This window comes from Streptomyces sp. UNOB3_S3, assembly GCF_020740895.1.
GTDB lineage: Bacteria > Actinomycetota > Actinomycetes > Streptomycetales > Streptomycetaceae > Streptomyces.
Genome location: NZ_JAILXP010000592.1, coordinates 1 through 2,805 on the forward strand (window position 1 = coordinate 1; position 2,805 = coordinate 2,805).

Sequence of the window (2,805 nt, forward strand, 5' to 3'; positions counted from 1 at the left end):
GAGGGGGACGGTGTCGGGGAGCCAGAGCCGGACGGTGAGGGCGCCGAAGCCTCCGATCATGACGATCTCGCCGTGGGCGAAGTTGATGAGCTGGACGATGCCGTAGACCATCGTGTAGCCGATGGCGATGAGACCGTAGAGCGTTCCCAGTGCGAGTCCGCTGACCAGTGTCTGCGGCAGTTCGTGCACCGCGTGCCTCCCCGTCGGGTGTGGTGGGCGGTGCCGCGCGAGGGTGTGCGCGGGTGCGGGTGCCTTCGCGCGGGCGGCCCGGTCAGTCCTGGAAGGTGGCGCTCTTGAGGGATTTCCAGGCTCCGCCTACGACCTGGTAGACGGTCAGTTGTTTGTTGGTGGTGTCGCCGTACTGGTCGAAGGAGACTTTTCCGGTGACGCCGTCGAAGGAGACCTTGCCCATGGCGTCGAGGACTTTGGTGCGCGCGTCGGCGGGGAGTTTGCCCTTGTTGTCCTCGACGGTCTTCTTGACGGCCTGGACGATGGCCCAGGCGGCGTCGTAGGAGTATCCGCCGTAGGTGGCGTAGGCGTCCTTGTAGCCGGCGTCCTTGTAGCCCTGGACGAATTTCTTGGCGGAGTCGAGTTCTTCGACGGGGTAGCCGACGGAGGTGGCGAGGTCGCCGTCGTTGGGTTCGCCGGAGGCGGTGATGAAGCCGGGGTTGTAGATGCCGTCGCCGCCCATGAGGGGGATGCGGGCGCCGGCTTTCTTGACCTGGTCGGAGAGGAGGCCGGCTTCGGGGAACTGGCCGCCGAAGTAGACGGAGTCGGCGCCGGAGGTCTTGATTTTGTTGGCGATTCCGGAGAAGTCGGTCTCCTTGACCGTGAGGTGGTCGGTGCCGGCGATCTCGCCGCCGAGGCGTTTGAATTCCTCGGCGAAGATGGCGGCGATCCCGACGCCGTAGGTCTGTTTGTCGTCGACGACGAAGGCCTTTTTCTTCTTGGCTTCCTTGTAGAGGTGCTGGGCGGCGAAGCGGCCCTGGATGATGTCGGTGGTGGCGGTGCGGAAGTAGGTCTTGAAGGGACGGTTCTTCTCGCCCTTGGCCCAGTTGTCGCCCTGGGTGAGGGCGGGGTTGGTGTTGGCGGGGGAGACCTGGGTGAGGTCGGCCTTGGCGAAGACGCCCTGCATGGACTGGGCGACGCCGGAGTTCATGGGGCCGACGACGCCGACGACGTTCTTGTCGGCGACGAGTTTGGCGGCGTTCTGCTGTCCGGTGCCGGGGACGGCCTGGTCGTCGAGGGCGGTGGTTTTGAAGGTGACGCCCTTGACCTCGTTGTTCTTGTTGGCGGTGCGCACGGCGAGGTCGACGGAGTTCTTGATGCCCTGGCCGAACGGGGAGAGTGAGCCGGTGAGCGGGGCGTCGACGCCGATGGTCACGGTGGTCTTGGCGCCGTCGGCGCCGTTGTCCTTGCCGTTGTCGTCGTCGCGTGATCCGCAGGCGGTGAGGGTGAGGGCTCCGGTGGTGAGCGCGGCGGTGAGGATGACGAGGGAACGGTGGCGCACGCTGGGTCCTTTCCCTGGCGCGGTGGCCTCTGGAGAGGTGTCGTGTCGCTCGCCGGGCGGCTTCGGGCGCGGGTGGGAAGGTGCTGTGCCGGATGGCTGCGGTGTGCTGGACGAACGGCCCGGCGGTCATGATGTGCCGCGACTTTAGGGGGTGCGCGCGGGGGTCGGGCAGAGGTGACGCCGATGCTGTGACGTTCTTGTTATGACGGAGATCACACTCCGCTTTCCGGTCGTCGTCGGGCGTCCGGGTGTGCGAAAGCCGGCCGCGGAGTCCCGTGGCCGGCTTTCGTCGTGGTGCGGTGTGCCGGTCAGCCGGCCGTCTGCTCGCGGATGACGCAGGTGAGGCGGGCGGAGCAGACGCGGCGGCCCTGCTCGTCGGTGATGACGATCTCGTAGCTGGCGGAGGTGCGTCCCCGGTGGACGGGGGTGGCGACGCCGGTGACGAGGCCGGAGCGGACGCCGCGGTGGTGGGTGCAGTTGAGGTCGACGCCGACGGCGAACCGGGCCGGCCCGCCGTGGAGCATGGCGCCGACCGAGCCCAGGGTCTCGGCGAGGACGGCGGAGGCGCCGCCGTGCAGCAGGCCGTAGGGCTGGGTGTTGCCCTCGACGGGCATGGTGCCGACGACGCGTTCGGGGGAGGCCTCGACGACGGTGACGCTCATGCGCTCGCCCAGGTGACCGGCGGAGAACAGGGCGTTGAGGTCGAGCCCGCTGTCGGCCCACTGGTCGAGGATCTCCTGCGGGAACGTGGTCTTGCTGTGCTCGCCCATGACGCGCGGCTCCGATCACCCTTGGTCGTTGTGGTGTGAAATTTTTTTCAGCTCGACGGTCCGTCCGTCAACCGTTGCGATCTTCCTTTTCCGCTGCTCGTCCTTCGCTCGGCTCGATCCGGATGACGATGGACTTGCTGGCGGGGGTGTTGCTGGTGTCGGCGGTGTGGTCGAGGGGGACGAGGACGTTGGTCTCGGGGTAGTAGGCGGCGGCGCAGCCGCGGGCCGTGGGGTAGTGGACGACGCGGAAGCCGGGGGCGCGGCGTTCGGTGCCGTCGGTCCATTCGCTGACGAGGTCGGCGTAGGAGCCGTCGGCGAGGTCGTGGGCGCGGGCGTCGTCGGGGTGGAGGAGGACGACGCGACGGCCGTTCTTGATGCCGCGGTAGCGGTCGTCGAGGCCGTAGATGGTGGTGTTGTACTGGTCGTGGGAGCGGAGGGTCTGGAGGAGCAGCCGGCCTTCGGGGACGTGGGGGTGCTCGACGGGGGCCGCGGTGAAGTTGGCCTTGCCGGTGGCAGTGGGGAAGG

At 68.1% G+C, this 2,805-nt stretch carries 3 protein-coding genes and 1 pseudogene; all 4 read right to left on the reverse strand.

All coding sequences use genetic code 11. From position 1 onward, the window contains the following. Positions 1-189 (reverse strand): annotated as a pseudogene (locus tag K6I33_RS34025) (branched-chain amino acid ABC transporter permease); the annotation flags it as partial. 82 nt (positions 190-271) lie between these two features. After that, on the reverse strand, positions 272-1,510 hold the full coding sequence (locus tag K6I33_RS34030) for a branched-chain amino acid ABC transporter substrate-binding protein (protein ID WP_229358667.1): 1,239 nt from the start codon (positions 1,508-1,510) through the stop codon (positions 272-274). Positions 1,511-1,818: 308 nt separating this feature from the next. Beyond that, positions 1,819-2,280, reverse strand: coding sequence for a PaaI family thioesterase (locus K6I33_RS34035; protein ID WP_229358668.1), 462 nt, complete (start codon positions 2,278-2,280; stop codon positions 1,819-1,821). A gap of 67 nt (positions 2,281-2,347) precedes the next feature. Further along, positions 2,348-2,805: molybdopterin dinucleotide binding domain-containing protein (locus K6I33_RS34040; RefSeq protein ID WP_275126850.1), on the reverse strand; the 458-nt coding region annotated here is incomplete at its 5' end.

Bases quoted from the DNA above. Each gene is read 5' to 3' on its own strand.
- K6I33_RS34035 (WP_229358668.1), bottom strand. From the start codon at position 2,280: ATGGGCGAGCACAGCAAGACCACGTTCCCGCAGGAGATCCTCGACCAG.